Here is a 25,302-nt window from a genome sequence, read left to right on the forward strand (position 1 = left end):
TTCACAGCACCTCGATCGCCGGTCCGGACAGCCGCCGGCGGCAGTCGAGGACGAGGGAGGCGTGCTCCGTCACCAGGTCGTAGTCGAAGGCGTCGTGGTCGGTGAGCAGCACCACCACGTCGGCGTTGGCGAGTTCCTTCTTGGTCAGCTCCACCCGGACCAGCCGCGGGTCGACCGCGGCGGTCTCCACCACGTGCGGGTCGGCGGCTCTGACCTTGGCGCCCATGTCCAGCAGCAGCTGGGAGATGCGCAGCGACGGCGATTCGCGGGCGTCGCCGGTGTTCTTCTTGTAGGCCAGGCCCAGCAGCAGCACCCGGGAGCCGTTGACCGAGCGGCGGCGCCGGTTGAAGGCGTCCATGATCCGGCGGGTCACGTAGTCGGGCATGTGGCCGTTGATGTCGTTGGCCAGCTCCACGAAGCGGAAGCTCTGGCCGAGTTCGCGCTGTACCCGCCAGGACAGGTACGAGGGGTCGATCGGCAGGCAGTGGCCGCCGACACCGGGTCCCGGGGTGAACTTCATGAAGCCGAACGGCTTGCTGGAGGCGGCGTCGATGGCCTGCCAGACGTCGATGTCCAGGTGCCGGGCGAACATCGCGATCTCGTTGACCAGCGCGATGTTGACGTGCCGGAAGGTATTCTCCAGCAGCTTGGCCAGCTCCGCCTCCTTGGGCGAGCCGACCGGCACGGTGGTGTCGACCAGGCCGTCGTAAAAGGTCTGGACGGCCTTCAGCGAGGCCGCGTCCACGCCGGAGACGACCTTCGGGGTCTCCTTGAAACCCCACACCGGGTTGCCCGGGTCGATCCGCTCGGGGCTGTAGCCGAGGTGGAAGTCGGTGCCCGCGGTGAGGCCGGAGCCGTCCTCCAGCAGCGGTGCGAACAGTTCCTGGGTGGTGCCGGGGTAGGTGGTCGACTCCAGGATCACGGTGGCGCCGGGCCGCAGGTAGCGGGCCAGGGTGCGGGCCGACTCCTCGATGTACCGCAGGTCCGGTATGCCGTCGGTGAGCGGCGTCGGTACGGTCACCACGGCGATGTCGAAGCCGCCGCAGTCCCGGGCCGCGTCACTGGCCCGGTACGTGCCCTTGTCCAGGGCGGCGGTGATCCGCTCGGAGGCGACGTCCTCCACGAAGGACACCCCGGCGGTCAGGCTCTTGACCCGGCCGGCGTCCACGTCGTAGCCGATGACCTCGTGCCCGACCTCCGCGGCGCGGATGGCGAGCGGCAGTCCTACGTATCCCTGTCCGACGACGACGACGCGCATCAAAGACTCCTGTTCGCAGAACCGGCCGCGGGCGTGCGGCGAATGAGTTCCCGGGCCGTCATCAGCACGAAGGCCGCGTTGGTGGTGAGGTAGCGCCGGGCGAGGCGGCGCGGTTCCTGGAGCAGGCGGTAGAGCCACTCGACGCCGAGCCGCTGCCAGGCCCCGGGGGCCCGCTTGGTGACGCCGGCGAGGATGTCGAAGGAGCCGCCGACGCCGTGCACGACGTGGACGCCGGTGCGCTTGCCGTAGGCGGCGGTGAAGATCTCCTTCTTGGGCGAGGTCATGCCGAGGAAGAGCAGTTGCGCGCCGCTGGCCGCGATGGCGTCGGCGATCGCCTCCTGTTCTGCGTCCTCGAAGTAGCCGTCGCGGTAGCCGGCGATACGCAAGCGGGGAAAGCGCTCGCGGACCTCGCCGATCATCCGGTCGAGGACGTCCTTGCGGGCGCCGAGGAAGTAGACCCCGAGGTCCAGAGGGCCGGCCTCGGCCAGCAGCCGCGTGAACAGGTCGATGCCGGTGACCCGTTCGGGCAGCGGGGCGCGCAGCACCCGGCTCGCCCAGACCACCGCCTGGCCGTCGGCCACCACGATGTCGCAGCCGGCGACGGCCGCGGCCAGCCGCGGGTCGCGCCGCATGTTGACCAGCTTGGCGGCGTTGACCACGCCGATCTCCAGCCGGCGGTCCTCGTGGACGGCGGCCAGGCAGTGCTGGACGGTCTGGTCCATGGTCAGCGCGTCGAGTTCGACGCCGAAGAGGGTCCGCCGGGTCATCCCTGCTCCCCCGCGAACTGCTGCGGACGTCCGGCCTGTTTCCCGGCCCGGTCCGGTGCCAGCCAGGCGTGGAGCAGCCAGCCGAACTCGTACGGCCGGCACTCGCGGTCGATCGCGGTGGGCCGGAAGATCCGGTCGAGCGGGGCGATCCGCGAGGTGCGCACCGCCCGGGTGGTCAGGCCGCGGGCGGCGCGGACCGCCTTCTTGGGGTCGCCGCGGTAGACCTTGCGCCAGGTGACGGCGAGTTCGTCCCGGACGATGGGCTCGGGGTCGGCCTCGGCGGCGAGTTCGGCGGGTCCGGCCATCCAGCTCAGGCCCCGCCGGATCGCGGACCGGAAGTCGGTGCCGCCGGCGTCGGCGAGGTCGAAGAGCGCGGTGGGCGCCATCGCGTGCTGGTGGACGCTGTAGACGGGGTAGCCCTCGACGACGCCGCCGGTGCGGGCGTCGTAGTGCCACCACCACTGGCCCGCGTCGCCCTGGAGCCGGCAGATGCGGGCGGCGCAGGCGTCGGCGGCGGCCAGCGCCCGCGGGTCGTCGGCGCCGGCGTGGGCACGGGCCAGGGCCTGGAGCGGGTAGGTCTGGTCGGCGAAGCAGCTGACGTGGGCGCGGTACCAGGGCACCAGGCCGGGCGCGGTGGCGTGCGGGAAGAGCGGACTGCCGCCGGTCCTGGCCGCCAGCAGGCGGTCGCGGGCGGCGGCGAGCGGCTGCTCGACGTCGACGGTGTTCCGGGCGGCGGCGAGCGCGGAGAGCACCCAGGCGGCTTCCACGGTGTACCGGGGGCCGCCGTCGGCGTCCAGCGCGGCCATCCGGCCGAGGGCGTGGTCGAGCCCGGGGTGGCCGGTCTCGGCAGCGGCCCAGGCGATCAGGGCGGCGTCGCCGAGGTTGGTCACCTGCGGCAGCCGCCGGATCAGCAGGCCGGTGAACTCCTCGGCGCTGTGGCCGCCGAACACCGCGCGCTGCCGGTCCTCGGGCAGCAGCCGGGCGCCCAGCACCGTGATGGCCGCATAGCGGGTGCTGTGGCCGCGGCTGTCGAGCGTCCAGCCGCCACCGGGTGCGGGCCTGGCGGCCCGGGTGAAGACGAAGGTGTCCTGGTCGGGCAGGTACATCGCGGGCAGTCCGGCCTCCGCGAGTGCGAGCAGCCGCCCGGCCAGTGCGTGCAGCGGTGGGTCCTCGCCGTTCAGGGCGAGCAAACGTGTCGTGGTCATCGTCCCCTCACAATGATCATGGGCATGCCCTGCCCGCGGGTGTACTCAACTCGCACGCGTACACCGGAGAAGGAGCGTCCGTGCGCGGCACGGACCACCGGCCCGGCGGTGTGCGCGGCACCCGCCAGGACCGTTTCGGTCTGGCACACCAGCCCCCCTGGTCGCTTTGTCGACCGGCCCCGCGGTGGTCCCTCACCGCCCCGGGATTCCGGCACTACGGCATGACGGCCGGACGCAGGCGCGGACCCCGCCGGTCTCGGGAACCCCCTCGCGGGCCCCGGCCGCCGCTGCCGTCACCGATCGCTCCAACCCCCCGCTGAGCGCGAACCATGCCGGTCCCCCGGTCGCGCCGGCCTGCAACGTGGAACACGATATGCCGGTGGATGTGCGGTGATTGACGTTTTGCGGAAACCTGCCGCCATCCGTTCACATACCGTTCCGGCGCGGCGGGTTCAGCACCGTTCGGTGAGCACGCCGTCCTTCTCGTCGTGCAGGACGCCGGTTTCCGGACACTCCCACAGCCCCGGTTCGCCGGCCCGCTCGACCAGCCGTACGCCGGCCCGGCCGACCCAGCCGATCCGGCGGGCCGGGACCCCCGCGACCAGCGCGAAGTCCGGTACGTCCCGGGTGACCACGGCGCCCGCCGCGACCAGAGCCCAGCGGCCCACCGCGACCGGGGCCACGCAGACCGAACGGGCGCCCAGCGAGGCCCCTTCGGCGACGCGTACCGCGACGGCCTCCCAGTCCTCGCCGCGCTTGAGCTTCCCCGACGGGTCGACCGAGCGCGGGAAGTGGTCGTTGGTGAGTACCGCGGCCGGACCGACGAAGACACCGTCGGCGAGCTCCGCGGGCTCGTACACCAGCGCGTAGTTCTGGAGTTTGACGTTGTCGCCGATCCGCACTCCCGGGCCCACGTAGGCGCCGCGGCCCACGATGCAGCCGGTGCCGAGCACTGCCCGCTCCCGGATCTGCGCCAGTTCCCAGATGGTGCTGCCCTCGCCGACCTGCGCGGTCTCGTCGACCTGCGCGGTCGGCCGGGTCCGCACGGTGCTGTCTGTCCCGACCACCAATGGCCCGACCTTCCCCCTGCCGGCTCTTCCCCAAGAGCCTTTCCCCAGCGGACACCCTCAGATCGCGGTGTCCGTGGGGCGAGCATAGGCGCCCGGCGGCCCGGTGCGCGGTCTTCCGGCCGGACTGTTCGGTTCCGGGCGCCGGCCGTGGTCACAATGGGACGCCGCCGCAGGGGGCCGGCCGGGGTCCGCGCACGCCGCGGCGCCCCGCAGAGGCGACACCGATGACGCGAGGACGTGACGACGCATGAGGCAGCTCGGCATCCCCGGGGCCTGGGTGCACGAACCGAAGATCTTCGGGGATGCCCGCGGTGGCTTCCACGAGTGGTTCCAGGCAGCGGATTTCGCCACCGCGACCGGCCGGGAACTGCGGCCTGCCCAGGCGAACTGTTCGGTGTCGGTACGCGGAACGCTGCGCGGTGTCCACTTCGCCGACGTACCTCCGGGCCAGGCGAAGTACGTCAAGTGCGTGCGTGGCGCGGTGCTGGACGTGGTGGTCGACCTACGGGTCGGGTCGCCGGACTTCGGGCGCTGGGAAGCGGTCCGGCTGGACGACACCGACCACGCCTCGGTCTTCCTCTCCGAGGGGCTCGGCCACGCCTTCATGGCGCTGACCGACAACGCGACGGTGGTCTATCTGTGCTCCGAGGGCTACGCCCCGGCCCGCGAGCACGGTGTGCATCCGCTGGACCCGGCGCTCGGCATCACCTGGCCGGCCGGCATCGAACCAGTGCTGTCCGCCAAGGACGCCGACGCGCCTACGCTCGCGCAGGCGCGGGAGCGCGGACTGCTGCCCTCGTACGCCGGCTGCCTGGCGTTCTACGCCGGGCTCAGGCCGGACTCCACTGCCCGGTCCGGTGGTTGAAACCGGTGTCGGCGGCGCGCTGGGCGAGGATCTCCACCAGGTACTCGCCGTAGCCGCTCTTGCGCAGCGGCTCGGCCAGCGCCAGCAGTTGCCGGTCGTCGATGAAGCCGGCCAGCCAGGCGGCCTCCTCGACGCAGCCGATCTTGAAGCCCTGCCGCTCCTCGACCACCCGGACGTACTCCGACGCCTGCACCAGGGACTGGAAGGTGCCGGTGTCCAGCCATACGGTGCCGCGGTCGAGGACCGAGACGGTGAGCCGGCCGCGTTCCAGGTACTCCTGGTTGACGTGGGATATCTCCAGCTCGCCGCGGGCACTGGGGGTCAGCTTGCGGGCTATGGCGATCACTTCGCTGTCGTAGAAGTACAGGCCGGGCACCGCGTACCGGGAGCGGGGCCTGGCCGGCTTCTCCTCGATGGACAGCGCGGTGCCGTGCGCGTCGAACTCGACCACGCCGTAGTCGGCCGGGTTGGCGACCGCGTGCGCGAAGATCACCCCGCCGTCCGGGTCCCGGTAGCCGCGCAACTGCGGTCCGAGGCCGGCGCCGTGGAAGATGTTGTCGCCGAGGATGAGGGCGACCGGCTGGTCGCCGATGAAGCGCTCGCCGATGACGAACGCCTCGGCGATGCCCCCCGGGCGCTCCTGTGCGGCGAAGGTGAAGCGGAGTCCCCACTGCGAGCCGTCACCGAGCAGCCGCTCGAACTGCGGCCGGTCGTCCGGGGTGGTGATGATCAGGATGTCCTGGACACCCGCCATGACAAGGGTCGTCAGCGGGTAGTACACCATCGGTTTGTCGAAGACCGGCATCAGCTGCTTGGACACGGCCTTGGTGATCGGCCACAGTCGAGACCCGGTGCCGCCCGCGAGCACAATCCCACGCATGCCGGTGATGATAGCCACCGGCCCGGTTTCCCATCGTTGGACCGCGAAGTTCCCTGAAGTTCCCTGAACGGCCCCGTCCTGGCCGTTTCGGTGTCCTAGCATGACGGTCTCATGCGGACACTCGTCACCGGCGGCGCCGGCTTCATCGGGTCACAGTTCGTCCGGGCGGCGCTGCGCGGTGAGCTGCCGTCAGGACCGGGCGCCCGGATCACGGTGCTGGACAATCTGGCCTACTCGGGCAACGAGGCGAACCTCGCCGAGGTGGCCCGGCTGGACGGTTACACCTTCGTGCACGGCGACATCCGTGACCGGGAGGTGGTGGACGCGGTGATGGCCGGCCAGGACGCGGTGGTGCACTTCGCCGCCGAGTCGCACGTGGACCGCTCCATCGTGGACGCCTCGCCCTTCGTGACCACCAATGTGCTCGGTACGCAGGTGCTGCTGGACGCGGCGCTGCGGCACCGGGTGGGCCGGTTCGCGCATGTGTCGACCGACGAGGTGTACGGCTCGATCGCCGAGGGCAGCTGGACCGAGGAGTCGCCGCTGGCGCCCAACTCGCCGTATTCCGCCTCGAAGGCGGCCTCCGACCTGATGGTGCTCGCCTACCACCGCACCCACGGGATGGACGTCACGGTCACCCGCTGCTCCAACAACTACGGGCGCTACCACTTCCCGGAGAAGATGATCCCGCTCTTCATCACCCGTCTGCTGGACGGGCGCAAGGTGCCGCTCTACGGCGACGGCGGCAATGTCCGGGACTGGCTGCATGTCTCCGACCACTGCCGCGGCATCGACCTGGTGCTGCACGGCGGCCGGGCCGGCGAGGTCTACCACATCGGTGGCGGCACCGAGATCTCCAACCGGGAGCTGACCGGGCACCTGCTGCGGGCCTGCGGCGCCGGCTGGGACAGCGTGGAGTACGTCCCCGACCGCAAGGGCCACGACCTGCGGTACTCGCTGAGCATCGAGAAGATCGCCACCGAACTCGGCTACCGGCCGCTGACCGCATTCGACGAGGGACTGGCCGACACGGTGGCCTGGTACCGGGAGAACCGCGCCTGGTGGGAGCCGCTCCAGCAGAAGGCGGAGCTGCCGGAATGACACGCTGGCTGGTGACCGGGGCGGGCGGGATGCTCGGCCGTGACCTCACCGCGGTGCTGGACGCGGTCCCCGGAGCGACGGTGACGGCCCTGACCCGGGCCGGTCTCGACATCACCGACGGACCGGCGGTGGACGCCGCGGTCGCCGGGCACGACATCGTGGTCAACACCGCGGCCTGGACGGATGTGGACGGCGCCGAGAGCGACGAGGCGGCGGCCACCCGGGTCAACGGCGAGGGCGTACGGCGGCTGGCCGGGGCGTGCGCCCGGCACGGCGTACCGCTGCTCCAGCTCTCCACCGACTACGTCTTCGCCGGCGACGCGGACCGCCCGTACCGCGAGGACTCACCCACCGGGCCGCTCGGCGCGTACGGCCGCGGCAAGCTGGCAGGCGAACTGGCGGTGCGCGAACTGCTCCCGGAGCGCGGCTTCGTGGTGCGCACCGCGTGGCTCTACGGCGAGCACGGCCGGAACTTCGTCACCACCGTGCTGGGGCTCGCCGAGCGGCGGGAGACGCTGGAGGTGGTGAACGACCAGGTGGGGCAGCCCACATGGAGCCGCACCCTGGCACTCCGGCTGGCCGCGCTCGGGGACGCGGCCCTGAGCGGGCGGGCCGCCCCGGGGATCTACCACGGCACGGCGAGCGGGCACGTGACCTGGTTCGGGCTGGCCCGGGCGGTCTTCGAACTGTCCGGGCTCGACCCGGAGCGGGTCCGGCCGACCACCTCCGGCCGTTTCCCGCGGCCGGCCCGGCGCCCGGCGTACAGCGTGCTCGGCCACGAGGGCTGGGCGAAGGCGGGGCTGGGGCCGCTGCCGCGGTGGCGTGAGGACCTGGCGGTGGCGCTGCCGGCGCTGCGGGCCGCCCGCGTCTCCTGAACGGCCCCGCCCGCACCGGGCACTGAGGTCGCACCACCGGGCCGCGGAGGTTGCGGCCCGGTTTCCCGGCATTGGGTGCACCGGCGGCCAATTCGCCCTGCGCGGCGGGTGACTTGGGCACAGCTTTGCCGATCGTTGGCATGCACAGGGATCGTCGCGTACCGAATTGACTGCACACTGTCATGCACTGGCGCCCCGGAAACCCCACCAGTCCTCGCCAGTCACGCGAGAAGGAGCAGCATGTCGGCAACCATCCGCGTCACCGCAATGTCCGCCGTGGCGGCGGCAGTTCTCTCATCCCTGGCGGCCGTACCCGGCGCCGCCGGCACGGCCGGCCAGCTCCGGCTGACACCGCTCGCCGGCCACCGGATCATCAGCCCGGACGGACGCGTCACCCACAGCACCAGCTCCAACTGGGCCGGTTACGCGGCCACCGGCACCACCTTCACCAGCGTCTCGGCCAGCTGGGTGCAGCCGTCGGTGAGCTGCGGCAGCGGCACCGCGTACTCGTCGTTCTGGATCGGGCTCGACGGTGACGGCAGCAGCTCCGTGGAGCAGACCGGCAGCGAGGCGGACTGCTCCGGCGGCCGCGCCCAGTACTACTCGTGGTACGAGATGTACCCGGCCTACCCGGTGAACTACAGCAACGCGGTGAGCGCTGGCGACCACTTCACCTCGACGGTCAGCGTGAGCGGCCACACCTACACGCTCACCCTCTCGGACACCACCAAGGGCTGGACCAAGACGACCACCAAGACGCAGAGCGGTCTGTCCAACGCGTCCGCCGAGATCATCGCCGAGGCGCCGTCCAGCAGCACCGGTGTGCTGCCGCTGGCCCACTTCAGCACCGCGTCCTTCTCCAACGCGTCCGCGAACGGCCAGCCGATCGGTAACTTCGGCCCGGACAAGATCAACATGGCGTCGGGCAGCACCACCAAGGCGACGACCTCCGCACTGTCCGGCGGCGGGAACTTCACCGTCACCTGGAACCACAGCTGAGCGGTACGCCGCAGGCACGAGGTGCCGGCCGCCCTTCCGGGGCGGCCGGCACCTCGTCATGGCGGCCCGGGGTCAGTCCGAGGCGATGCCGGTGATCACGGGTTCGCCCAGCGAGGTGGACGTCTCGGGGATGCCGGCGGTCCGCAGCGCCGCCGCCGACAGCTCCCTGGCCGTCACTTCGGCGGCCTTCTTGGTGTCGGCGGCCACCTCCAGCCGCAGACTGAACGCGGGTGTCCCCTCGTAAACCGTCAGGATGTCCAGCTCCTCCGCCTCCCCGAACTCGGTGCCCTGCGGATCCACCGGCCGCAGCGCACGTACCAACTCCTCCCGCGCACCCTCGGGCGGAGCCTCGAGGAACGTTCCGGGAACCGTGACGACGTAAGTGGTCATACGACAACACCTGCCCACTCGGCGCGGTCGAACCCGTACTTTCGACCGGACGGCCGCAGGGCCCTCCCGCAGGGTCCGTTACGTGAAGCGGGTCAGCTTGCCGGCGGCGGCGCGGCGCCAGGCGGCGGGCAGCCGGGTGCGGGCGGCGTGGGCCAGGGTCTCCTGACGGGCGTGGAGCCGGCCGTACCCGAAGGTGTCGGCGCCCTCCGCGCGGGCCTCGGCGGACAGCCCGGGCAGCGCGGCGCGGGCCATCACGGCGTCCTGGTGGTCGCCCAGGATCTGCTGGAGCGCTTTGGTGCGCTTGCGGAAGCGGGCCGCGCGCCTACCGCCGTAAGGGAGCGCGGTCTCGGCGGTGTGGCGGGCGCGGCGGGCGGCCTTGCGGGCGTTGTGCAGCGCCTGGTCGCGCTCCGTCCCGTGGGGCGCCTTCCGGACGGCGGCCATCCGCGCGGCGAGCCGGCGCTGGTCGTGTGCGGCGGCCCGGCTCAGGTGCTCGGCGGCGGGCACGGCGGCCCGGCGGTGGCGCAGTGGCGGTACGGCCCGCAGCTTCTCCAGGGCGTCGAGCAGGGCGTGGTAGCGCGGTGAGTCCAGTTCGGCCACGGCCGCACGGTGTGCCTCCGCGTGCCGCCGCGCCTCCTGGGCGGCGATCCGCCGCACCAGCGCCTTGTCGGCGGGGGCGGTGAGGGCGCGGGCCTGGTCGTGCAGCCGTGCGGCGAGCACCTCGTGGTCACGGGTGTCGCCGAGCACGCGGGTGAGCCAGCGCAGTTCTTCGGCGACCGGGTCGGTGCGCTCGCGGTCCAGGATGCGGCGGTTGCTCCGCAGCAGGCCGCGCAGCCGGCGGCTGGTGGACCGCATCTGGTGCACCGCGTCCGGCTCGTCGGCGCGTACCGCCGCGTCGTGGCTCAGCAGCAGCTCCAACTGCCCGGCGAGCCGGTTCATCACCGCCTCACCGGCCGAGCCGGCCGCGGGCCGGCGGCCCGGCTCGGGGTTGCCGAACTGCTCGGGCAGGCCGCCCGCGAGGGCGTGGTCGAGCTTGTGGGCGCTGGGTGAGGGGTGCCAGCCGCCGTCCCTGAGCAGCTTGGCGGCGGCCCGCATCAGCTTGGCGTCGCCCTCCTCCTGCTCCACCTCGATCTCCGACCAGTGGGTGAGCCTGGTGCTGGAGCCGGGCGTCGCGGGGTGCTCGGCGGCGGCTTCGGCGGCCGATTCGCCGGGGTGCAGCCGCTCGGTGCCGAGGACCTGCGCGGCCACCCGGTCCTGGGCGACCTCGGCCAGGCAGCGGCCCTGGGCGTCCAGCAGCAGGTGCCGCCGGCGGTGGGTGCGCAGGTGCACCACCGGCACCAGGTCCGCACCGCGGGCGTACGCCTTCAGGTGCCGGTTCAGCTCACCGGGCACGTCACCGGCCCGGCCGGCCTGCAGCGGCGCGTGGATCTCGCGCCGGCCGGCGGGGCCGCCGCTCTCCTGGCTGTCGCCGGTGTCGGCGGGCAGTTTCACGTGCCAGCCCTCGTCGTGGCCGCCGGTGCGGCGGCGCAGGGTGATGCCGTGGGCGAGCAGCCGCAGATCGGCGGTGTCGTAGTAGAGGGCGTCCAGTTCCTCGGGGTCCTCCTCGTGCACCTGCGAGACGGCCGGCAGCCGCCGCAGGGCCTCGGGGTCGAAGACGCCGGGTCCTTCGAACTTCGTTTCCCGCTCGTTGTGGGTGGTGGTCATACACCTCGCGTGCCCGGACCACGGGGTGTCATTCGGCGGCCCCGGCCAGGCGGCCGGGAGCGGCCAGCAAACTCTCGTCGAGCCGGGCGAGCAACTGCGCCGGGCCCTCCCAGACCTCCTCGGCGCCGCCCTCGGTCAGTTCCGCCCGGGACATCCCGCCGGAGAGCAGCCCGACGCAGCGCACCCCGGCGCGGCGCGCGGCCAGCGCGTCCCACACCGCGTCGCCGACGAACACCGCCCGGCCGGCCGGTACCCCGGCCCGCTCCAGCGCCTGGTGGACGAGATCGGGCGCCGGTTTGCTGGACGCCACGTCGTCCGCGGTGGTCACCGCGGTGATCACCTCGTCCGCGCCGAGCGCGTCCCGCATCACCCGCAGCTCCGCCGAGGACGCCGAGCTGGCCAGCACCACCTGCCAGCCGCGGTCCGCGCAGGCCCGCAGCAGGTCGGCGGCGCCCTCCAGCGGGGCGAGCCGGGTCCAGTACTGGGCGTAGAGCGCGTCGTGCGACGCGGTGAGCCGGCTGTCGCCGTCCTTGTCGCGGTCCTCACCGAGCAGCCGGTCGAGCAGATGGTCGCTGCCCATCCCGATGGAGCGGTGCGTCACACTCATCGGGACCTGCCGGCCGGCCTGCCGCAGCGCCTCCCACCAGGCCACGGTGTGCAGGTAGACAGTGTCCATCAAGGTGCCGTCCACATCGAAGAGTGCCGCCGCCCGCTGCGTTCCGTCGTCCGCCACCGCCACCTCCAGGCCGTTCTTCCCACTGTTCCCGGCGGGTACCCGGTCCGCGGTCCGCTACGCGGCGGCGGCCGGTCCGGGCGTGTCGTCCGGCGCGTCTTCGTTTCGGGACGAAACGGGCGGGTAGTCGCCGGGAACGGACGACAAGGGAGGACCCAAGCCCATGACGGACCAGGGAACCAACAAGACCGGCTTCGCCCGGGACGACGAGCTCAAGAAGGAAATGCAGGGCGAGCTCAAGGCGAACCGTGCGGTCGGCGTCGAAGAGGCGTACGAGCCGCAGCCGTCGGGAGAGGACCAGCCGCTCGCGCAGTTCGGCGGTTCCACCGGCCCGGGCGCCCCGGCGCCCGCCGGGATGACCCCGGAGGGCGTCACGGTCCGCAGCGAGCTGGCCAGGCACCTGGAGCGCAGCATCTACCCGGCCAAGCGGTCCGCACTGCTCGGCGCCCTCCACCGCCACCAGGCACCGGACGAACTGGTCGCCCGGGTAGCGGAACTCCCCTCCGACGAGCCCTACCCGAACGTCCAGGCCGTCGTACGAGCCCTCGGCTTCGGCGTAGAAGACCACCGCGACTGACCCACCCCGCGCCACGGGCCCCGGCCGCCGGCAGGCCGGGGCTCAGGTCGTGTGGGGGGCGAGGATGCAGAATTCGTTGCCCTCGGGGTCGGACAGGACGATCCAGGGGTCGGTGTCGCGCTGGCCGATGTCGGTGTGGTGGGCGCCGAGGGTGAGGAAGCGGGTGACTTCGGCGTCCTGGTCGTCGGGGCGGAAGTCGAGGTGGAGGCGGTTCTTGACGGTCTTGTGGTCGGGGACGGGCACGAAGACGAGACCGGGCAGGGTGTCGGGGGTCGCGCGGATCTCGTACTCGTCGGGGTCCGCGTTGACCACTACCCAGTCCAGCGCGTGCGCCCACCAGCTCCCCAGGGCCGCCGGGTCCGCCGCGTCCACCACGAGTTGCTCCCATACGAAGGCCATGACCGCCAGGCTAGCGGCGCCGGTCACGGCCCGGGGCCGGGACGCGGCCGGCCGGCCCGCGCGCTGTTGCTTGTACGCGCTGGTCAGGTGTGAACCGCTACGGTTGAACGGGTCGACCCGACCGCACCCGCTCCTGGAGGGACCCATGACCGCTAGGGACCCGGCGCTGACCGCCCCGGCCGACCGCTGGTCCGCCCTGTCGGTGCCGCACGGCCGGATCGAGGCACATATGGAACGCGCGCTGCAGTCCGGCCACGAGCTGAGCGTACGGGAGTACGCGCCGGCCGCCGCCAGGCCCACCAGCAGCGCCGCGCTGCGCGAGGCGCTCGACCAGGCCGCCCGCGACCCCGGACTGACCCCGCTGGTCAAGGCCGTCGAGGGCGTCGAGGCCGTCGAGGAGATCCGCGCCCCGGCCGGCGTCTGACACCGCAGGCCGCTGAGGAGACAGGCACCGGCATGGACGTGGACCTGAGGAAGCTGCGCTACTTCGTCGCGGTCGCCGAAGAGCTGCACTTCGGCCGGGCGGCGGCCCGGCTGCACATCGCCCAGCCCGTGCTCTCCCGGCAGATCCGCGCGCTGGAGGACGAGCTGGGCGTCCGGCTCTTCGACCGGGACCGGCGGGCCACCGCGCTCACCCCGGCCGGCACCCAGCTGCTCCAGGACGCGCCCGGGCTGCTCTCCGCCGCCGCGGCCCTGAGCCGCCGGGTCCGGCAGGCGGCCGCGACCGCACCCGTCTTCGGCGTCGCCTTCATGCCGGGCATCACGCCCACCGGCCCCGTACAGACCCTGCTGGCCCGGCACCCGGGCCTTGACGTGCAGGTGGTGCGGACGAGCTGGGGCGACCAGGCCCAGGTGGTGCTGGACGGCCGGGCCGACGTCAGTTTCGTCCGGCTGCCGGTGGACCACCAGGGGCTGCGGCTGCTGCCGCTCTTCACCGAACCCCGGGTCGCGGTGCTCCCCCGCAGCCACCGCCTGGCCGGCAAGGCCGCGCTCGGCATCGCGGACCTGGCCGGCGACCCGCTGCTGCAGGCCCCGGACGCGGTCCCGGAGTGGCGTGACCTGCCGCAGCGCAGCGCCACCGGCTCCGCCCCCGAGCCCCGGTTCCGTACCGTCGAGGAGAAGCTGGAGTACGTGGCGGCGCTGCACGGGGTGATCGTGCTCCCGCTGTCGGCCGCCGCGTACTACACCCGCCCCGATGTGTGCCATGTGCCGATTGACGACATCCCGCCGAACCAGGTCTGCCTGGCGTGGGACGCGGCCCACGAGACACCGCTGATCACCGAGTTCGCCGCGCTGGCGCGAACCCACTTCGAGGACGGGCGGTGAGCCGGCTCAGGCGCTCTCGCGGGTGAGCCCGCTCAGACGCTCTCGCCCGCCAGGTCGTCCAGCGCGTCGAGGTGCCGCGGAGTCCAGCCGAGTTCGCGGCGGGCGCGCGCGCCGGTGATCTGCTGGTCAAGGGCGAACGCCTCGGCGATCGGCCCCATCCGCTCCAACGCCTGCTCCAGGGTGATCCGCTCGACGCTGCCCGGGTGGCCCGCCGCCCGGGACAGGGCCTGGACGATGTCGGCCTGCGCCACGTTCTGGTCGCTCACCCCCAGGTAGGACGTGCCCGGGGCGGCGTCCAGGGCCCGTACGTACAGCTCGGCGACATCGTCCACATGGACCAGCGCCCAGTGGTTGGCGCCGTCGCCGATCTGCGGGACCGCGCCGTTCTTGCGGCCCGGGTCGGTGAAGAAGAACCGGGTCAGGCTGCCGCCGTTGCCGTAGACCACGCCCGGCATCACCAGCACCGGACGGCCGCCCCGGTCGGCGGCCGCGAGGACCTGCCGTTCGTTCGCCGCCCGCCAGGCGGTGATCCGCGGTGGCCGCTGCTCCGCGCTCTCGTCCACCACGCCGTCGGTGTCGCCGTACACCCATGCCCCGCCGGTGTGGACGTACGTGCCCCGGTCGCCCAGCCCCTCCTGCATCGCCCGGGCCGCGGCCAGGTCGACGGCCGCGGTGTCGGCGCCGGCGTGCGACCCGAGGTGGAGCACGCCGTCCGCCGCGGCGGCGGCGCTGCGCAGAGCGGCGGTGTCGGTCAGGTCGCCGGCCACGGGGGTGGCGCCGAGCGCGGTGACCGCGGCGGCCGACGCCGCGCTGCGGGCCAGCGCGGTGACGTCGTGACCGTGGCGCAGCAGGGCCGGTACGACGGAGCGCCCGATGTAACCGGAGCCGCCGGTGAGGAAGACACGCATGACAGAGCCCTTTCGCCAGTCGTTCGCAGGATCGGCCGCCGCTCTCGCGGGCGGCGGCTCCTCCAGCCTCGGCCGATCCGGGCGCCACGTCCAAGACCTGTTCCGCCGCCTGTGATACCCGTCGGGCATCAGCCCCGCCCGACCGCCCGGATAGGTGCAGGTGCCCGGTAACGGGCAGGGCCCGAACCGGGCAGGCTCAGCGCCCCACTGGGTGACGGGTGTCACGCGCCCGCACCGGCGACCCGGTTGAGCTGCGCGAACGCCACGGCGACCCGGGCCGAACCGGGCTCTTTGTCACCCGTTACGGACCCTGGACGGGCACAGGCACGGCGGTATAACTCTTCTGCGGGCGATACCGGGCAGGCCGTGCCCGGTCCGCGCGGACGAGCGAGGAAGCGAGGTGGCGGTCATGCGGGCCCAGGAACGCCAGCACCGTATCCTCGCGCTCGCCCGCCACCAGGGACAGGTCGACGTCTCCACCATGGCGACCGATCTCGCGGTGGCGCCGGAAACCATCCGGCGCGACCTCGGGGTGCTGGAGCGCCGGGGCCTGGTGCGCCGCACCTACGGCGGCGCCTATCCGGTCGAAGGCGCCGGTTTCGAGACGGACCTGGCCCAGCGGGTCACCCTGCACGTGCCCGACAAGCGCCGGATCGCCGCCGAGGCGGTCAAGCTGCTCGGCGAGGCGGAGACCGTGTTCGTCGACGAGGGCTACACCCCGCAGATCCTCGCCGCACTGCTGCCGGGCGACCGGCCGCTGACCGTGGTGACCGCCTCGCTGACCACGGCGGCGGCCGTCGCGGACTCCCCGAACACCACCGTGCTGCTGCTCGGCGGCCGGGTCCGGGCCCGGACCCTGGCCACCGTCGGCTCCTGGGCCTGCGCGATGCTGTCCGGCTTCGTGATCGACCTGGCGTTCATGGGCTCGAACGGCATCTCCCGCGAACTGGGCCTGACCACACCCGATCCGGTCGTCGCCGACGTCAAGGCCAAGGCGGTGGAGGTCTCCCGCCGGAGGGTGTTCATGGGCCACCACAGCAAGTTCGGCGCGAGCAGCTTCTGCCGCTTCGCCGATGTCGCCGACTTCGAGGCGATCGTCACCGACACCGGTCTGTCCAGCGCCGAGGCGCACCGCTACGCACTGCTCGGCCCTCGCGTCTTCAGGGTCTGACCCGCGGGCTCCGCGCCCGCACCGCCCCCCACCCCCCGCTCCCCGTATCCGAACTCCCCCGGCGGCCACGCCGGTCCGGGCTGAGCCGTGCCCGGAACCCCCTCACCCTCACCCCTGGTCATGAAAGGGACACATCATGACGCATATCACGAGAACCTCCCGCCGCGTACTGCCCCCGCTCGCCCTGGCCCTGTGCGGCACCCTGCTCGCCGCGGGCTGCTCGGGAGCCGGCGGCTCCGGCGGCGGCGGATCGCACGCGATCAACGTGCTGATGGTCAACAACCCGCAGATGGAGGACTTGCAGAAGCTCACCGCTGCCAACTTCACCAAGTCCACCGGGATCAAGGTGAACTTCACCGTGCTCCCCGAGGACGACGTCCGCGACAAGATCACCCAGGACTTCTCCAGCCAGGCCGGACAGTACGACGTGGCGACCATCAGCAACTACGAGGCGCCGATCTACGCCAAGAACGGCTGGCTGTCGCCGCTGACCGCGAAGGCCACCGCCGACACCTCCTTCGACCAGAACGACATCCTGCCCGCGATGCGCGAATCGCTCACCTACAACGGCCAGATCTACGCGGAGCCCTTCTACGGCGAGTCCTCGTTCCTGATGTACCGCAAGGACGTGTTCGCCGCGAAGAACCTGACGATGCCCGCCAATCCGACCTGGACCCAGGTCGCCGATCTCGCGGCGAAGGCCGACGGCGCCCAGTCCGGCATGAAGGGCATCTGCCTGCGCGGCCAGCCCGGCTGGGGCGAGATGATCGCACCGCTGACCACCGTGGTGAACACCATGGGCGGCACCTGGTTCGACAAGGACTGGCAGGCCCAGCTGACCAGCCCGGCGTTCACCAAGGCCACCAAGTTCTACGTCGACCTGGTCCGCGCGCACGGCGAGGCCGGCGCCCCGCAGTCCGGCTTCACCGAGTGCCTGAACGACTTGGAGCAGGGCAAGGTCGCCATGTGGTACGACGCCACGTCGGCGGCCGGCTCGCTGGAGGCCAAGGAGTCCCCGGTCGCCGGGAAGATCGGATACGTGCCCGCACCGGTCGAGCAGACCAAGAGTTCGGGCTGGCTGTACACCTGGGCCTGGGGCCTGCAGAAGGCGAGCAAACACCAGGACGACGCCTGGAAGTTCATCTCCTGGGCGTCCGGCAAGGGATACGAGAACCTGGTCGGCAAGCAGCTCGGCTGGTCCCGGGTGCCGGCCGGCAAGCGCACCTCGACGTACTCCAACCCCAGCTATGTGGCGGCCTCCTCGGCCTTCGCCAAGCCGACCTTGACCGCGCTGGACGCCGCCGACCCGGCCGACCCCGGCGTGCAGCCGCGGCCGGCGCCGGGCATCCAGTTCGTCGGCATACCGGAGTTCACCGATCTGGGCACCCAGGTCTCCCAGCAGATCAACGCGGCCATCGCCGGGCGGACCAGTGTCGACAGCGCCCTGAAGTCGAGCCAGTCGCTCGCCGAGAAGGTGGCCGACAAGTACGCGGGGAAGTGACGGTGTGAGCACCCCTTCGGTCACCCGGCGCCTGCGGGCCCCGCGATCTGCGGTCGGGCGGGCGGCCTCCTCCCCGCCGGCCGCCCGGCCGCGCGGCGCCTGGGCCCGGCGCGCCCCGCTGCTGCCGGCGCTGCTCTTCATGATCGTGGTCACCCAGCTGCCGTTCGTCGGGACCCTGGTGATCTCGTTCATGCGCTGGAACGCGCTCGACCCCGGCGACCGCGGCTTCGCCGGGATCCAGAACTACAAGGAGGAGTTCACCGATCCGCAGCTGCGCTCGGCGCTGACCACCACGGTGGTGCTCACCGCCGCCGTGGTGGCGGTGAGCCTGCTGCTCGGGCTCGGCCTCGCGCTGCTGCTTGACCGGAAGTTCATCGGCCGCGGCGCGGTGCGCACCTTGCTGATCACCCCGTTCCTGGTGGTCCCGGTGGCGTCCGCGCTGCTGTGGAAGCACGCCCTCTACAACGCCACGTACGGCCTCTTCAACGGAACGCTGACCTGGCTGTGGAGCCTGTTCGGCAGTGACAACGCGCCGCAGCCGGACTGGCTTTCGGTGGTGCCGCTGCTGTCGGTGGAGGCGTCGCTGGTGTGGCAGTGGACACCGTTCATGATGCTGATCCTGCTGGCCGGGCTGCAGAGCCGCCCCACCGACATCGCCGAGGCGGCCCGGGTGGACGGCGCCGGGGCCTGGCACATCTTCCGCTATCTGACCTTCCCGCACCTGCGGCGCTATCTGGAACTGGCGGCGCTGCTTGGCACGGTCTACGTGGTGCAGAACTTCGACGCGGTCTTCACCCTCACTTCGGGTGGGCTCGGCACCGCGAACCTGCCGTACACCGTCTACACGACCTTCTACCAGGCCCACGACTACGGGCAGGCCTCCGCCGAAGGCGTGATCGTGGTGGTGCTGTCGATCATCGTGGCGACCTTCGCGCTGCGGACCGTCTCGTCGCTCTTCCGGGAGGAGATCCGCTGATGTCCGCGACCACACTCACCGCCCCCGCCGCCGCCACCGCGCCGGCCCCCGGCCATGACCCGCGGCGCCGCACCCGGCGCAACAGCACACTGCTGGGGCTGCTCGCCTGGCTCTGCGGGATCGTCTTCTTCCTGCCGTTCGCCTGGATGGTGCTCACCTCGCTGCACAGCGAGCAGGACGCGGCCACCAACCCGCCGAGCCTCGGGGCCGCACTGACCCTGAACGGGTACCGGGAGTTCTTCGGCTCCGGCACCGGCGTCAGCCCCTGGCCGCCGCTGATCAACTCGCTGACCGCGAGCGTCGCCTCGACCGTCCTGGTGCTGCTGCTGGCGACCCCGGCGGCGTACGCGCTGTCGATCAAGCCGGTGCGCAAGTGGACCGACGTGATGTTCTTCTTCCTGTCCACCAAGATGCTGCCGGCCGTCGCCGGGCTGCTGCCGGTGTACCTGATCGCGAAGAACACCGGGCTGCTGGACAACATCTGGCTGCTGGTCATCCTCTACACCTCGATGAACCTGCCGATCGCGGTGTGGATGATGCGCTCGTTCCTCGCCGACGTCCCGGTGGCGATCCTGGAGGCCGCCTCGATCGACGGCGCCGGCCTGCCGACCGTGCTGGTGCGGATCGTGGCGCCGGTGGTCGCACCGGGCATCGCCGCGACCGCGCTGATCTCGTTCATCTTCAGCTGGAACGAGCTGCTCTTCGCACGGGTGCTCACCGGTGTGGTGGCCAACACCGCACCGGTCTTCCTCACCGGCTTCGTCACCAGCCAGGGCCTGTTCCTGGCCAAGGTGTGCGCCGCCGCCGTGTGCATCTCCCTACCGGTGCTCGCCGCCGGGTTCGCCGCCCAGGACAAGCTCGTCCAGGGCCTTTCCCTTGGAGCCGTCAAGTGAAGGCAGCCGTCATCAGTTCCGTCGGCCAGGTGGGCATCGAGACCGTGGACGACCCGGCGCCCGGCCCGTCCGATGTGGTGGTGCGGGTCGCCGCGTGCGGGCTGTGCGGCACCGATCTGCACATCCTGCAGGGCGAGTTCGCGCCGACCCTGCCGATCGTGCCGGGCCACGAGTTCGCCGGCGAGATCGTCGCGGTCGGGGGCCGGGTGGAAGGTCTCGCGGTCGGCGACCAGGTGGCCGTCGACCCGTCGCTGTACTGCCACGAGTGCCACTACTGCCGGATCGGCCGCAGCAACCTGTGCGAGCGGTGGGCGGCGATCGGGGTCACGGTGCCGGGCGGCGCCGCGGAGTACGCCGCCGCGCCCGCCGCCAACTGCGTGAAGCTGCCCGAGCACGTCCGCACCCAGGACGCGGCGCTGATCGAGCCGCTGTCCTGCGCGGTGCGCGGTTACGACATCCTGCGCAGCCAACTGGCCAGCCATGTGCTGATCTACGGGTCGGGCACGATGGGCCTGATGATGATGGAACTGGCCAAGCGCACCGGGGCCGCCACCGTCGACATGGTGGACATCAACGAGGAACGGCTGGCCACCGCCCGGTCGCTGGGGTGCAGCGCGGCGGCGACCGGCGCGGACGAGATCGAACGGCCGCGCGGCTGGGACGTGGTGATCGACGCCACCGGCAACGCCGACGCGATCCAGGACGCGCTCGGCCGGGTCGGCAAGGGCGGCACGTATCTGCAGTTCGGGGTCGCCGACTACGCGGCGCGCGCGGTCATCGAGCCGTACCGCATCTACAACCAGGAGATCACCATCACCGGGTCCATGGCGGTGCTGCACAGCTACGAACGGGCCGCCGAACTCTTCGCCGGCGGTGTGCTCGACCCGGATGTCTTCATCAGCGACCGGCTGCCCCTGGTGGACTACGCGGCGGCGCTGGAGCGGTTCCGGGCCGGCAAGGGCCGCAAGATCCAGGTGACGCCCTGACCCGGCGCCGGGCCCCGCGCCTGCCCCCGCACCGGAGGCCGGTGCCCCGGCGCCCCGGGCCGGCCGTGGTGCGGGGCTGACGTAGAGTCACTCCCCTCGCACCATCACCGACCGCGCGAGGAGAGCAGCACCGTGAAGATCGTCGTGTTCGGCGCGAGCGGCGCCACCGGCCGCCAGGTCGTGTCCCAGGCCCTGGCGGCGGGCCACGAGGTGACCGCCTTCGTCCGCGATCCGCTGCGTGCGCCCGCCGCCCACCCGGCGCTGCGGGTCGCGGTCGGCCAGGTCACCTCCGACCAGGAGGCGGTGACCGGGGCGGTGCGCGGACAGGACGCGGTGCTCAGCACGCTGGGCACCAGCCGCGACCGGCAGGGCATGCTCTCCCCCACCGTGCACGCCGCGGCGCTCCCGGTGATCGTGGCGGCCATGCGCGAGACGGGGGTGCGCCGGGTGGTGTACCAGTCGTCGCTGGGGGTCGGTGAGAGCGTCGCGGACACACCGGCGCTGCTGCGGCTGCTGTACCGGCCGCTTGCCCGGGTCTTCGCCGACAAGGCCGCGGGCGAGGCGGCGCTGCGCGCCGGCGGCCTGGAGTGGACCCTGGTCTACCCGGTGATGATGACCAACGGCCCCCGCACGCGGACCTACCGGACCGGTGAGCATCTGAAGCTGACCGGGCTGCCGCGGGTCTCCCGGGCGGACGTCGCGGACTTCATGCTCCGCGAAGCCGGCGCCCCGGCCTACCCGTACAAGATCGCGATGATCACCGGCTGAGGCAGACTGTCCCCGGTGGCCCCGCTTCCCGGCGGGGTCCGGGGGACGGCGAGTGCGGGGAGGCCGCGGTGAAAGTGATCGTCTTCGGTGGTTCGGGCATGGTGGGCCAAGGGGTGCTGCGGGCCTGTCTGCTGGACCCGGGGGTGACCGAGGTGGTGGCGGTGGTCAGACGCCCGCTGAAACGATCCGCCGAGAAACTGCGGGAGGTCCTGCACGACGACTTCACCGACTTCTCGGCCGTGGCCGGCGAGCTGACCGGCGCGGACGCCTGCTTCTACTGCCTCGGGGTCTCCTCGGCGGGCCGCGCCGAGGCCGAGTACCAGCGGCTGACCTACGACTACGCGCTGGCCGCCGCCCGCGCCGTCACCGCCGGCAGCCCCGAGCTGACCTTCACCTATGTCTCGGGTGAGGGCACCGACAGCAGTGAGCGCGGCCGGTCGGCGTGGGCCCGGATCAAGGGCCGTACCGAGAACGCGCTGCTGTCGATGGACATGCGGGCGTACATGTTCCGCCCGGGCTGGATCCAGCCGGTGAACGGCGAGACCTCCCGCACCCGCTGGTACCGGGTGCTGTACGCGCTCACCTCGTGGCTCTACCCGGTGCTGCGCCGGGTGGTGCCCCGCCATGTCACCACCACCGACCGTCTGGGACGCGCGATGCTGGCGGTGGTCCGGCTGGACGGCGGCGGCCCGCACATCCTGCACAGCCCGGACATCAACCGGCTGGGTGCCTGATGGATGCGGAGCGATGGCCGAGAAGTGACGATTCGGCGAGTCGGGCGTTCTTCCCGCCAGGACCGCATGCCGGGCCGCGGAACGGGGCAGATGCAGCGTCATGACGGAGATCGGCCTGCCCGGCGACGTGCGTGTCTGCCTGTTCGACCTCGACGGTGTGCTGACACCGACGGCCCTGATCCACGCCGCGGCGTGGAAGGAGATGTTCGACGAGTTCCTGCGGCGGCGCGACGGCGGGCGCGGTGAGGAGCGTTTCCGGCCGTTCGACGCCGGCGAGGACTACGACCACTATGTGGACGGCCGGCCCCGCGCCGAAGGGGTGCGCAGCTTCCTGGACTCCCGGGGGATCGAACTCCCCGAGGGCGAGGAGGACGACCCGCCGGACGCCGAGACGGTGCACGGCCTCGGCAACCGCAAGAACGTCCTGGTGCTGGAGAAGATCCGCACCCAGGGCGTCAAGCCGTATCCGGGGTCGGTGCGCTATGTCGAGGCGGTCCGGGCGGCCGGCCTGCGCACCGCCGTGGTGTCGTCCAGCGCCAACACCAAGGACGTCCTCGTCTCGGCCGGCATCGAGCATCTGATGGACGTGCGGGTCGACGGCCTGACCGCCATCGAGCAGGGGCTGCGCGGCAAGCCCAAGCCGGACACCTTCCTTGCCGCGGCCCGTGAACTGGGCGCCGAGCCGGGACAGGCGGCGGTCTTCGAGGACGCCCTGGTCGGCATGGACGCAGGCCGCGAGGGGCAGTTCGGCTACGTGGTCGGCGTGGACCGCGTCGGCCAGGCCGAGGAACTGCGTAAACACGGTGCGGATATCGTCGTGACAGATCTGTCCGATCTGCTCGGGAGGACCGTGTGATCAGCCATCCGGCGTACGAGGTCGCGCCGTGGGCGCTGCGCGAGCGCCAGTTGAACCTCGCGGTGCTGCCGCAGAGCGAGTCGGTGTTCGCGCTCTCCAACGGCCACATCGGCTGGCGCGGCAATCTCGACGAGGGCGAGCCGAACGGGCTGCCCGGCACGTATCTCAACGGCCTGCACGAGCTGCATCCGCTGCCGTACGCGGAGGCCGGCTACGGCTACCCGGAGTCCGGGCAGACGGTCATCAACGTCACCAACGGCAAGCTGATCCGGCTGCTGGTCGACGACGAGCCGTTCGACCTGCGCTACGGCACCATCCGTATGCACGAGCGGGAGCTGGACCTGCGGGCCGGGGTGCTGCGCCGGGTCTGCGAGTGGGTGTCGCCGGCCGGCCGGGCGATCCGGGTCCGCTCCACCCGGATGGTCTCCTTCCAGCAGCGCGCGGTGGCGGCGATCTCCTACGAGGTCGAGCCGGTGGACGAGCAGGTCCGGGTGGTCGTGCAGTCGGAGCTGATCGCCAACGAGGAGATCCCGCGGGTGGCCGGCGACCCCCGGGTGGCGGCCGCGCTGGAGTCGCCGCTGCGCGCCGAGGAGAATCAGGCCTTCGGCACCCGGCTGCGGCTGGTGCACTCCACCGTGCGCAGCCAGTTGCGGGTGGCGACCGCGGCCGACCACCAGGTCCACGGCCCGGACGGGACCAAGATCTCGGCCGAGTCCGGTGACGACATCAGCCGGCTGACCGTGACCGCGGTGCTGAACCCGGGCGAGAAGCTGGGTCTGGAGAAGTTCGTGGCGTACGGCTGGTCGGCGACCCGTTCGCTGCCGGCGCTGCGCGATCAGGCGGACGCGGCGCTGGTCGGTGCCCGGGACACCGGCTGGCAGGGCCTGCTGGACCAGCAGCGCGCCTATCTGGACGACTTCTGGGAGCGCGCCGACGTCGAGGTGGACGGCGACACCGAGATCCAGCAGGCGGTCCGCTTCGGGCTCTTCCATGTGCTGCAGACCGGCGCCCGGGCCGAGGAGCGGGCCATCCCGGCGAAGGGGCTGACCGGCTCCGGCTACGACGGGCACACCTTCTGGGACGCCGAGACCTTCGTCCTGCCGCTGCTCACCTTCACCTCGCCGCGGGCCGCCTCCGAGGTGCTGCGCTGGCGGTACAACACCCTGCCGGCGGCGCGCGAACGGGCCCGCCAGCTGGGCCTGTCAGGAGCGGCCTTCCCCTGGCGGACCATCACCGGCGAGGAGGCGTCGAGCTACTGGCCGGCCGGCACCGCGGCCTTCCACGTCAACGCGGACATCGCCGACGCGGTGGTCCGGTACGTGGCGGCCACCGGCGACGAGGAGTTCGACAAGGACACCGGCCTCGAACTGCTGGTGGAGACCGCCCGGTTGTGGCGTTCGCTGGGTCACCACGACCACGCGGGCGCCTTCCACATCGACGGGGTGACCGGGCCCGACGAGTACAGCGCCGTCGCCGACGACAACGTCTACACCAACCTGATGGCGCAGGCGAACCTGGTGGCGGCGGCCGACGCGGCCGAACGCCACCCCCGGCATGCGGCGGCACTGGGGGTACAGGCCGAGGAGACCGCGGCCTGGCGGGACGCGGCGGCGGCGATGACCGTGCCGTACAACAAGGACCTGGGCGTGCACGAGCAGTCCAAGGGCTACACCCGGCACGAGGTGTGGAACTTCGCCGGCACCGCCCCCGAGCACTACCCGCTGCTGCTCAACTACCCCTACTTCGACCTGTACCGCAAGCAGGTGGTCAAGCAGGCCGACCTGGTGCTGGCGATGTATCTGCGCGGTGACGCCTTCACCCAGGAGGAGAAGGTCCGCAACTTCGCCTACTACGAGCCGCTGACGGTAAGGGACTCCTCCCTGTCGGCGTACTGCCAGTCGGTGATCGCCGCCGAGTGCGGCCATCTCCAGCTGGCGCACGACTACTTGGGCGAGTCGGCGCTGATGGACCTGGAGGACCTGGAGGACAACGCCCGCGACGGGCTGCACATCGCGGCGCTGGCCGGCACCTGGACGGCGCTGGTGGCGGGGTTCGGCGGCATGCGGCTCTTCGACGGCGACTCGATCCGGTTCGCGCCCCGGCTGCCCGACGCGCTCAGCCGGGTCGCCTTCCGGCTGCTCTTCCGCGGCCGGCGGCTGCGGGTGGAGTTCACCGGCACCTCCGTGACGTACACCCTGGCCGAGGGGGCGCCGGTGGAGGTGCTGCACTACGAGGAGCCGTTCACGCTGACCACTGAGCGGCCGGTGGTGCGCAAGGTGCCCGCCTACCCGCACCGGCCGGAGCCGACACAGCCGCCCGGCCGGGCCCCGCGCCGGCGCCACCACCCGGGCTGAGCGGTTGGT

Annotated in this window: 26 protein-coding genes; 16 read left to right on the forward strand and 10 right to left on the reverse strand. The window is 72.2% G+C overall.

All coding sequences use genetic code 11. From position 1 onward, the window contains the following. Window position 1 precedes the first annotated feature (1 nt). The 4 genes from OG552_RS04040 to OG552_RS04055 all read right to left on the reverse strand — a co-directional run bounded on the left by OG552_RS04040 (window position 2) and on the right by OG552_RS04055 (window position 4,297). Complete coding sequence (locus OG552_RS04040; protein WP_329129652.1) at window positions 2-1,258, reverse strand: nucleotide sugar dehydrogenase; 1,257 nt, start codon at window positions 1,256-1,258, stop codon at window positions 2-4. After that, window positions 1,258-2,025 (reverse strand): WecB/TagA/CpsF family glycosyltransferase, encoded by a 768-nt coding sequence (locus OG552_RS04045; protein WP_329129654.1) that lies wholly within the window; start codon window positions 2,023-2,025, stop codon window positions 1,258-1,260. The genes OG552_RS04040 and OG552_RS04045 overlap by 1 nt, the downstream gene beginning before the upstream one ends. Further along, a complete protein-coding gene (locus OG552_RS04050) occupies window positions 2,022-3,230 on the reverse strand; it encodes a hypothetical protein (RefSeq protein WP_329129656.1) in 1,209 nt (402 codons plus the stop codon). Before OG552_RS04050 ends, OG552_RS04045 begins: the two co-directional genes overlap by 4 nt. A gap of 452 nt (window positions 3,231-3,682) precedes the next feature. Beyond that, a complete protein-coding gene (locus tag OG552_RS04055; protein ID WP_329129657.1) occupies window positions 3,683-4,297 on the reverse strand; it encodes an acyltransferase in 615 nt (204 codons plus the stop codon). A 250-nt stretch (window positions 4,298-4,547) separates the two neighbouring features. Between OG552_RS04055 and rfbC the strand changes: the two genes are divergently transcribed. Next, on the forward strand, window positions 4,548-5,165 hold the full coding sequence (gene rfbC / locus OG552_RS04060) for a dTDP-4-dehydrorhamnose 3,5-epimerase (protein WP_329129658.1): 618 nt from the start codon (window positions 4,548-4,550) through the stop codon (window positions 5,163-5,165). On the opposite strand, the gene rfbA is transcribed toward rfbC, so the two are convergent. Further along, on the reverse strand, window positions 5,131-6,045 hold the full coding sequence (rfbA, locus tag OG552_RS04065) for a glucose-1-phosphate thymidylyltransferase RfbA (protein WP_329129659.1): 915 nt from the start codon (window positions 6,043-6,045) through the stop codon (window positions 5,131-5,133). The genes rfbC and rfbA overlap by 35 nt on opposite strands. A gap of 111 nt (window positions 6,046-6,156) precedes the next feature. Here rfbA and rfbB point away from each other — a divergent pair, with 111 nt between their 5' ends. The 3 genes from rfbB to OG552_RS04080 all read left to right on the forward strand — a co-directional run bounded on the left by rfbB (window position 6,157) and on the right by OG552_RS04080 (window position 9,020). Further along, window positions 6,157-7,146, forward strand: a complete 990-nt coding sequence (gene rfbB, locus OG552_RS04070; protein WP_329129660.1) for a dTDP-glucose 4,6-dehydratase — start codon at window positions 6,157-6,159, stop codon at window positions 7,144-7,146. Beyond that, the gene (gene rfbD / locus OG552_RS04075) at window positions 7,143-8,021 is read left to right on the forward strand and encodes a dTDP-4-dehydrorhamnose reductase (RefSeq protein WP_329129661.1); all 879 of its coding nucleotides are present in this window, start codon (window positions 7,143-7,145) and stop codon (window positions 8,019-8,021) included. Before rfbB ends, rfbD begins: the two co-directional genes overlap by 4 nt. Before the next feature lie 240 nt (window positions 8,022-8,261). Further along, window positions 8,262-9,020 carry a G1 family glutamic endopeptidase gene (locus tag OG552_RS04080; protein WP_329129662.1) on the forward strand — a complete coding sequence of 253 codons (759 nt, stop codon included), beginning with the start codon at window positions 8,262-8,264 and terminating at the stop codon, window positions 9,018-9,020. Between the two features lie 72 nt (window positions 9,021-9,092). On the opposite strand, the gene OG552_RS04085 is transcribed toward OG552_RS04080, so the two are convergent. The 3 genes from OG552_RS04085 to OG552_RS04095 form a co-directional block, all read right to left on the reverse strand. After that, the gene (locus tag OG552_RS04085) at window positions 9,093-9,410 is read right to left on the reverse strand and encodes a hypothetical protein (RefSeq protein WP_329129664.1); all 318 of its coding nucleotides are present in this window, start codon (window positions 9,408-9,410) and stop codon (window positions 9,093-9,095) included. Window positions 9,411-9,488: 78 nt separating this feature from the next. Continuing rightward, complete coding sequence (locus tag OG552_RS04090; protein ID WP_329129666.1) at window positions 9,489-11,111, reverse strand: CYTH and CHAD domain-containing protein; 1,623 nt, start codon at window positions 11,109-11,111, stop codon at window positions 9,489-9,491. A gap of 28 nt (window positions 11,112-11,139) precedes the next feature. Further along, a complete protein-coding gene (locus OG552_RS04095; RefSeq protein WP_329129667.1) occupies window positions 11,140-11,844 on the reverse strand; it encodes an HAD family hydrolase in 705 nt (234 codons plus the stop codon). Window positions 11,845-12,007: 163 nt separating this feature from the next. Here OG552_RS04095 and OG552_RS04100 point away from each other — a divergent pair, with 163 nt between their 5' ends. After that, entirely contained in the window at window positions 12,008-12,421 is a 414-nt protein-coding gene (locus OG552_RS04100) for a DUF2795 domain-containing protein (RefSeq protein WP_329129669.1), read from the forward strand. A 42-nt stretch (window positions 12,422-12,463) separates the two neighbouring features. On the opposite strand, the gene OG552_RS04105 is transcribed toward OG552_RS04100, so the two are convergent. Further along, on the reverse strand, window positions 12,464-12,820 hold the full coding sequence (locus OG552_RS04105) for a VOC family protein (protein ID WP_329129670.1): 357 nt from the start codon (window positions 12,818-12,820) through the stop codon (window positions 12,464-12,466). A 145-nt stretch (window positions 12,821-12,965) separates the two neighbouring features. Here OG552_RS04105 and OG552_RS04110 point away from each other — a divergent pair, with 145 nt between their 5' ends. Next, window positions 12,966-13,244 carry a hypothetical protein gene (locus OG552_RS04110; RefSeq protein ID WP_329129671.1) on the forward strand — a complete coding sequence of 93 codons (279 nt, stop codon included), beginning with the start codon at window positions 12,966-12,968 and terminating at the stop codon, window positions 13,242-13,244. Between the two features lie 32 nt (window positions 13,245-13,276). Further along, window positions 13,277-14,146, forward strand: a complete 870-nt coding sequence (locus tag OG552_RS04115; protein WP_329129672.1) for a LysR family transcriptional regulator — start codon at window positions 13,277-13,279, stop codon at window positions 14,144-14,146. A gap of 32 nt (window positions 14,147-14,178) precedes the next feature. On the opposite strand, the gene OG552_RS04120 is transcribed toward OG552_RS04115, so the two are convergent. Further along, on the reverse strand, window positions 14,179-15,054 hold the full coding sequence (locus OG552_RS04120) for an NAD-dependent epimerase/dehydratase family protein (RefSeq protein WP_329129674.1): 876 nt from the start codon (window positions 15,052-15,054) through the stop codon (window positions 14,179-14,181). Window positions 15,055-15,463: 409 nt separating this feature from the next. Here OG552_RS04120 and OG552_RS04125 point away from each other — a divergent pair, with 409 nt between their 5' ends. The 9 genes from OG552_RS04125 (at window position 15,464) to OG552_RS04165 (ending at window position 25,293) form a co-directional block, all read left to right on the forward strand. Beyond that, window positions 15,464-16,225: a DeoR/GlpR family DNA-binding transcription regulator gene (locus OG552_RS04125; RefSeq protein WP_329140528.1), complete on the forward strand. Its 762-nt coding sequence runs from the start codon at window positions 15,464-15,466 to the stop codon at window positions 16,223-16,225. A gap of 136 nt (window positions 16,226-16,361) precedes the next feature. After that, window positions 16,362-17,726: an ABC transporter substrate-binding protein gene (locus OG552_RS04130; RefSeq protein WP_329129675.1), complete on the forward strand. Its 1,365-nt coding sequence runs from the start codon at window positions 16,362-16,364 to the stop codon at window positions 17,724-17,726. A 4-nt stretch (window positions 17,727-17,730) separates the two neighbouring features. Next, entirely contained in the window at window positions 17,731-18,702 is a 972-nt protein-coding gene (locus OG552_RS04135) for a carbohydrate ABC transporter permease (protein ID WP_329129676.1), read from the forward strand. Beyond that, the gene (locus tag OG552_RS04140) at window positions 18,702-19,595 is read left to right on the forward strand and encodes a carbohydrate ABC transporter permease (RefSeq protein WP_329129678.1); all 894 of its coding nucleotides are present in this window, start codon (window positions 18,702-18,704) and stop codon (window positions 19,593-19,595) included. Before OG552_RS04135 ends, OG552_RS04140 begins: the two co-directional genes overlap by 1 nt. Next, window positions 19,592-20,581, forward strand: a complete 990-nt coding sequence (locus tag OG552_RS04145; RefSeq protein WP_329129679.1) for a zinc-dependent alcohol dehydrogenase family protein — start codon at window positions 19,592-19,594, stop codon at window positions 20,579-20,581. Before OG552_RS04140 ends, OG552_RS04145 begins: the two co-directional genes overlap by 4 nt. Window positions 20,582-20,713: 132 nt before the next feature. After that, the gene (locus tag OG552_RS04150) at window positions 20,714-21,349 is read left to right on the forward strand and encodes an NAD(P)-dependent oxidoreductase (RefSeq protein WP_329129680.1); all 636 of its coding nucleotides are present in this window, start codon (window positions 20,714-20,716) and stop codon (window positions 21,347-21,349) included. A 68-nt stretch (window positions 21,350-21,417) separates the two neighbouring features. Beyond that, window positions 21,418-22,083 carry an NAD(P)H-binding protein gene (locus OG552_RS04155; protein ID WP_329129681.1) on the forward strand — a complete coding sequence of 222 codons (666 nt, stop codon included), beginning with the start codon at window positions 21,418-21,420 and terminating at the stop codon, window positions 22,081-22,083. Window positions 22,084-22,183: 100 nt separating this feature from the next. Next, window positions 22,184-22,939: a beta-phosphoglucomutase family hydrolase gene (locus OG552_RS04160; RefSeq protein ID WP_329129682.1), complete on the forward strand. Its 756-nt coding sequence runs from the start codon at window positions 22,184-22,186 to the stop codon at window positions 22,937-22,939. Then, on the forward strand, window positions 22,936-25,293 hold the full coding sequence (locus tag OG552_RS04165) for a glycoside hydrolase family 65 protein (RefSeq protein WP_329129685.1): 2,358 nt from the start codon (window positions 22,936-22,938) through the stop codon (window positions 25,291-25,293). The genes OG552_RS04160 and OG552_RS04165 overlap by 4 nt, the downstream gene beginning before the upstream one ends. Window positions 25,294-25,302 lie beyond the last annotated feature (9 nt).

The sequence above is a fragment of the Streptomyces sp. NBC_01476 genome (assembly GCF_036227265.1).
Lineage (GTDB): Bacteria > Actinomycetota > Actinomycetes > Streptomycetales > Streptomycetaceae > Actinacidiphila.